Annotated in this window: 6 protein-coding genes and 1 pseudogene; all 7 read right to left on the bottom strand. The window is 65.8% G+C overall.

The window, feature by feature from the left end:
* The coding region (locus tag I6U14_RS05285; protein ID WP_296897474.1) for an amidoligase family protein at positions 1-563 on the bottom strand (563 nt) is incomplete at its 3' end.
* A gap of 127 nt (positions 564-690) precedes the next feature.
* On the bottom strand, positions 691-1,062 hold the full coding sequence (locus I6U14_RS05280; protein WP_296897472.1) for a DUF2237 domain-containing protein: 372 nt from the start codon (positions 1,060-1,062) through the stop codon (positions 691-693).
* 263 nt (positions 1,063-1,325) lie between these two features.
* Positions 1,326-1,715, bottom strand: coding sequence for a DUF302 domain-containing protein (locus tag I6U14_RS05275; RefSeq protein WP_296897470.1), 390 nt, complete (start codon positions 1,713-1,715; stop codon positions 1,326-1,328).
* 127 nt (positions 1,716-1,842) lie between these two features.
* On the bottom strand, positions 1,843-2,187 hold the full coding sequence (locus tag I6U14_RS05270; RefSeq protein WP_296897468.1) for a hypothetical protein: 345 nt from the start codon (positions 2,185-2,187) through the stop codon (positions 1,843-1,845).
* A 113-nt stretch (positions 2,188-2,300) separates the two neighbouring features.
* Positions 2,301-4,031 (bottom strand): nickel-dependent hydrogenase large subunit, encoded by a 1,731-nt coding sequence (locus I6U14_RS05265; protein ID WP_296897466.1) that lies wholly within the window; start codon positions 4,029-4,031, stop codon positions 2,301-2,303.
* Complete coding sequence (locus tag I6U14_RS05260) at positions 4,028-5,431, bottom strand: (Fe-S)-binding protein (protein WP_296897464.1); 1,404 nt, start codon at positions 5,429-5,431, stop codon at positions 4,028-4,030. Before I6U14_RS05260 ends, I6U14_RS05265 begins: the two co-directional genes overlap by 4 nt.
* A pseudogene (locus tag I6U14_RS05255) lies at positions 5,428-5,747 on the bottom strand (nitrate reductase); the annotation flags it as partial. The pseudogene I6U14_RS05255 and the gene I6U14_RS05260, both read right to left, overlap by 4 nt.

The following is a 5,747-nucleotide window of genomic DNA, read 5'->3' as shown; positions in this document are numbered from 1 at the left end:
CGCCGGGTGAGGTCGACGTCCGCGCGCTCGCGCAGCCAGTCTTCCACGCACAGAAAGGCCTGCAGGTACCGGCGGATGGTGTCGACGTCCGTATCCGGCAGCTCTGGGTTGAGCTGCAGACCGAAGGCGTAGGCCAGCTCCTCACCAGTGCCTTCGGCGCCGGCGGCGCGCAGCTCCCAGATGAGCCCATTGACCGTCTCCAGCCGGTCCATCGGCAGCGGCGGACTCACCACCTCCACGGGTACGACGCGCTCGGCGATCAGGCGCAGCACGTCCTCGGCGAGGTCCCCGGCGGCGTCCATCAGCTCGGCGCCGTCGCGCTCGCGGCGGCCGAGCGTCTTCCGCAGCGTAAAGTCCAGCTCCACCGGCCGGGCGCCGGGGGGATCCCCGTCGATGCGGCGCTCGGAGCGCCCGGGCGAGGTGACGCTGCCCGACACGGTATCCGCCACCAGCGCGGCGGCCTCGTCCAGTTGCAGGCCGCTGAATTCGATCTCCACGCCCACGCGGCGCCAGGCGCCGTCGGCACGGTGGGTCTGCGGCGGCATGGGGAGACTTGGGGACATGGGGGAGCCTTGGCTGGCGGTAGGGCCTTAAGCCTACTACAGGTGAGCCGGGAGCCTGCGCACGGCGTCCACAGCGGCTTCGATGCGGCGATCGGTGTCAATATGCCCGATCGACCTACCCCCCATGTCAGGACAGGTCCACCGCGTGGCGCTTGAGGTCTTCCATGGCGCAGACCTCCAGTGCCCGCTCATGGGTGGAGCGCAGCGCCACCCTCGGCGCGCAGCCGGCCTCCAGCGCCTCCTGCCAGCGGGCCGCGCACAGGCACCAGCGGTCGCCGGGCTTGAGGCCGGGGAATTCGAATTCGGGCACCGGCGTCATCAGGTCGTTGCCCTTGGACTTGGAGTATTCCAGAAACTCCTGGGTGACCCGAGCGCAGACGGTGTGGGAGCCCAAGTCTTGCGGACCGGTCTCACAGCTGCCGCTGCGGGTGAAGCCGGTCTTCGGTGACTCGGAGCAGAGCTCCAGGGGCTCGCCTAGGACGTTCTTGGGTGTGGACATGGCCGGACCCTCCTGCTGCGGTGTGGCCTGATTGCTGTGCGCCGTCGCGCACCCGCCCGAATAGTGGGGGCGGCGGGCGCAGGCTTCAGCAGTTCAGGCTCGGCAGTAGGTCCGTCCGACGGCGCCTGCCGCGACCGATGCAGGGCTGGACCGGTAGCTGTGTTGCACGCCAGTCCGGCGGCACGTTCGGGGCCATCCTGAGAGCGAGCTTGGTTCGTCTGCGGACTGGTTTGGGCGCTGCTGGGCTGACAAGCGGGCTTTGGTCAGGTGCTGACCGCTGCCATCACCCGGTCCAGCTTCTCGCGCACGTAACCGGCAAGGCCCGGCACTTTCGGGTTCTCCACCAAGTCGAGAACCGCCAGGGGGTTCATGAAGAGGACGTGCACGTCGCCGTCGTCGTCTTCTCGCACGACGAAGTTGCAGGGTAGGAGCACGCCGATATCGGGCTCGGCGCTGATCGCCTTGTGGGCAAAGTCTGGGTTGCAGGCCCCGAGGATTCGATAGGGCCGCTGCTCGACCCCCAGCTTGTTCTTGAGCGTCGCCGAGACGTCGATATCGCTCAGTACGCCGAAACCCTCGGTCTTGAGGGCCTCGGTGACGCGCTCGATGGTCTCGTCGAAGCCTGTGCTCACTTTGGTGGATACGCCATACATGGTCGCTGTTTCCTCTGAACTGGTGATGTCGAAGGCGTCAGCCCCAGACGCCGGCGCAACCCAGCGCTCACAAATCTTGTCTGTCCCGTGGCCGCGCGCCGGTCGCCGCCGCCCCGACAAGAAATCCTCAGGCGAGCTTCAGGCTCTGATCGATGTGCAGCTCGCCGTCGAAGGAGCGGTGCAGGGTCGGCTTGACCTTGCCGATGGGCTTGGCATCGGGCAGCTCGCAGCGGGGCGCATGCTCGAACAGCTCCACCCAGCTTTCTTCGGCCTGGCCGACGGCGTCCAACAGACACAGCGGCCCGGCGCAATTGATCGCATACTGCCGCCAATTGGCGATGGGTTTGCGCACGCGCTTCACGGCGTTCTCACCGCGACGGGAGCGGTCTTTTGCGTTGATCTCGTCCTGGCGCTTCAGCCGCGACACGAACTCGCGCACGTGCAGCTCGGCCAATACGGAAAGTGATGTCATGGCGTTCAGTCCTCCTCTGGGCGGTCGCGTTTGGCCGGGGGCGCGGACGTTGTGATACTTCTTTGCCCGAGCACCGTCCCGACCCGACTATCATGGGCGCAGCTCGGCGCCCGTCACTGGACTTTCAGCTCGAGCACCTCCTCGCCGCTCGGGTCGGTCAGATGCACGGCACAGGCGATGCACGGATCGAAGCTGTGCACCGTGCGCAGAATCTCCAGCGGCTGCGCCGGGTCCTGCACGGTGTGGCCGGCCAGCGCTGCCTCATAGGCGCCTTGTTGGTCTTGCGCGTCTCGCGGGCCGGCATTCCAGGTGGTCGGCACCACGGCCTGATAATTGGCGACCTTGCCGTCCTCGATGACGATCCAGTGCCCGAGGGCCCCGCGCGGGGCCTCCATCCGGCCGACGCCCTGCGCCTTTTGCGGCCAGGTGGCCGGGTCCCAGAGTTGTTCGTTGAAGGTCTTGACGTCGCCGGCCTTGATGTTGCCGATCAGGGTGTCGTACCAGCCCTGTACCGCATCCACCATGATCGCCGTTTCCAGCGTGCGCGCGGCGGTGCGGCCCATGGTGGAGTACAGGGCCTCCAGCGGCAGATCCAGCTGCGCGAGGGTGCCGTCGACCAACTCCTTGGTGCGCTCGTCGCCGTTGGCATAGAGCATCAGCACGCGGGCCAGCGGGCCGACCTCCATGGGCTTGCCCTTCCAGCGCGGCGTCTTCAGCCAAGAATACTGGTTGTCGACGTCGAGCTCCTTGTACGGCGGCTCGGGGCCTGTGTAGGCGAGCTTGGTCTCGCCCTGGTAGGGATGGAGACCTTTGTCCTTGCCTTCGCGGTAGTCATACCAGGCATGGGCGACGAACTCCTGTATCTCGGACTCGGCATCCAGGTCCACGGGCTCGATGCGCGAGAGATCCCGATTCAGGATGACACCGGCGGGGACCATGTAGGAGTCGCGGTCGCCATAGCCCTTGGCCGGGAAGTCGCCATAGGTCATGAAGTTACCGAGCCCCTCGCCCTGCTTGAACCAGTCCTTGTAGAAGCCTGCGATAGCGATGGTGTCCGGTAGGTACACCTGGTGGACGAAGCTGTGCATCTTCTGAAGGATGTTGCGCACCCGCTCCAAGCCCACCACATCCAGTGCCGTACCAGCCTGCTTACCGGACTCCAGGCTGATGGCACAGGGCATGCCGCCGACACAAAGGTTGGGGTGCGGGTTCTTGCCGCCGAACACGGCGTGCAGCTCGGCCACGTCCCGCTGCCAGGCGAGCGCGTCCAGGTAATGCGCGGTGGCCAGCAGATTCGCCTCCGGCGGCAGCTGGTAGCCTGGGTGGCCCCAGTAGCCGTTGGCGAAAATGCCGAGCTGGCCCGACTCGACGAAGGCCTTGAGCTTCTTCTGCACATCGGCGAAGTAGCCCGGTGACGACTTGGCATAGCCGCTGATGGACTGCGCCAGCTCGGACGTCGCCTTCGGGTCTGCCTGCAACGCTGAGACCACGTCCACCCAGTCCAGCGCGTGCAGGTGATAGAAGTGCATCACGTGGTCATGCACATACTGGGTGCCGATCATCAGGTTGCGGATGAGCTCGGCGTTGGGCGGGATTTCGTAGTCCAGTGCGTCTTCCACCGCGCGCACACCGGCGATGCCGTGCACCAGCGTGCAGACCCCGCAGATGCGCTGCACGAAGGCCCAAACGTCCCGCGGATCGCGCCCGAGCACGATGGTCTCCAAGCCGCGCACGCTTGTGCCGGAGGAGTACGCCTGCTCGATGTTTCCGCCGTTCATCTTCGCCTCGATGCGGAGATGCCCCTCAATGCGGGTGACAGGGTCGACGATGACACGTGCGCTCATTGGGCGGCTCCTGTCTCTTTGGTGGTGGCGCTTGCGGCCTCGTCGTCATCGATGAGGTGCGCCGCAGTCAGCTCCACCAGGCTCTCGACGCGCTTGTCCCAATTGTTCTTTTGCCGCCCGGACTCGAAGTTGAGCCGGCAGCTGGCGCAGCTCACCACCACGGACTCGGCACCGGTCTCATTCACCTCCCGGATCTTGATCTTGAAGGACTGGTCACGCAGCTCGGTGGCGTCCTCCAGCAGGAAGATCCCCGCACCGCCGCCGCAGCACCAGTTGTATTCCTTGTTGTTCGGCATCTCCACCAGGTCTGCGCCCATGGCCGCGAGCACCGCCCGCGGCTCGTCGAAAGCGCCGCCGCGCCGCCCGGTCTTGCAGGGATCGTGGAAGGTGACCTTCTGTCCGAGCGGCTTCAGGCGCAGCTTGCCGGCCTTGGCCTGTTTGCCGAGGAACTCCGACATGTACATCATCTGGAACGGCAGCTCGCCGCTGCGCAGCATCGGGTTCCAGCGCAGCGCCGGGTAAGCATGGCCGCATTCGGCGATGACGACGGTCTTCGCCTTGACCCGCTGGGCGGCGGCGACGATCGGGTCCGCCTGCTGCTTCCATAGGGCCATATCGCCGGAGAGCAGCCCGAAGTTGGCGCTCTCGAAGCCGTCCGAGCAGATGGTCCAGTCCACACCCAGGTGGTTCATGATGCGAGCCGTCGCGAGCAGGCCGTTGCCGTTGGCGACCAAGTCCACGGCGGAGCTGAGCACCATCACCTCCGCGCTGTCCTTGTCCAGCGGGATCTCCACGCCGGTTTTCTGGCGGATGATGTCGATCATCTCCTTGAGCTTTTCGGGCGAGGAGCCGAACACCGTGCCCTGGTGCTTCTGCTCCATGCGCAGTGCGGCCAGCTCCGGCGGCACCAGCTCCGCGGCCACCATGGCACTTCGCATGTGGTGCACCAGTGAGGCCGTGTCGATGCCCATGGGGCAGACCATGGTGCAGCGCCCGCATTCGGTGCAGGAGTCGTAGATCAGCTCCTTGGCTTCTTCGAAGTCCGACAGCTTCACCGGCTTGGTCACCAGCCGGTGCCACCAGCGCATCGGGCTGATCTCGCGCTGATAGACGCGGCGATACAGGTCCATCTTGCGCATGGGCGCGTACTTGGCGTCCTGCATGGACTGGAAGTAATGGCAGGCTGTCGTGCACTGCCCGCAGTGGATGCAGCTCTCGAGCCACACGGCCTCGTCCGCGTTGGTGTCTGCGATCAGGGTGTCGATGGCACCTTGTAGACGCTTCTCCTCCGTCTTGGTGGGCTGTGGCGCCATCTGGCGCAACATGCCGATCTGCCCGGCCAACCCCTGGTAAACCTCGGCGAAGCTCGGAAAGACCTGTGTCGTGGCGGTGGCGCTCATATCCGGACCCCCTTGTGGGCGTAGGCCAGCCCGCTCTGGGCGCGGGAGAAGATGAACCAGAAGGCGTGCATCAGCTTGCTGAACGGCATGTAGGCGAATAGCAGCGCGGCGCTCAGAATATGCAGCGCCAGCATGGTCTCGTAGCGCGGGCCGACGTGCGCAAAGGCCATCAGGCCAGTCACCAGCGGTAGGGCGACGATGACCCATGTGATGTAATCACCGACGGTCGAGTTGTAGATGGCCGGATTGCTGAGCCGCCGGACGATCAATGCGATCAGCGAGCCGAGCGCCAGCGTGCCCATGGCAACGCCTAGCC

This window comes from Thiohalocapsa sp. (assembly GCF_019695415.1).
Taxonomy (GTDB): domain Bacteria; phylum Pseudomonadota; class Gammaproteobacteria; order Chromatiales; family Chromatiaceae; genus Thiohalocapsa.
The sequence above is the reverse complement of the archived record's forward strand: the minus strand, read 5'-3'. Positions and strand labels throughout refer to the sequence as shown.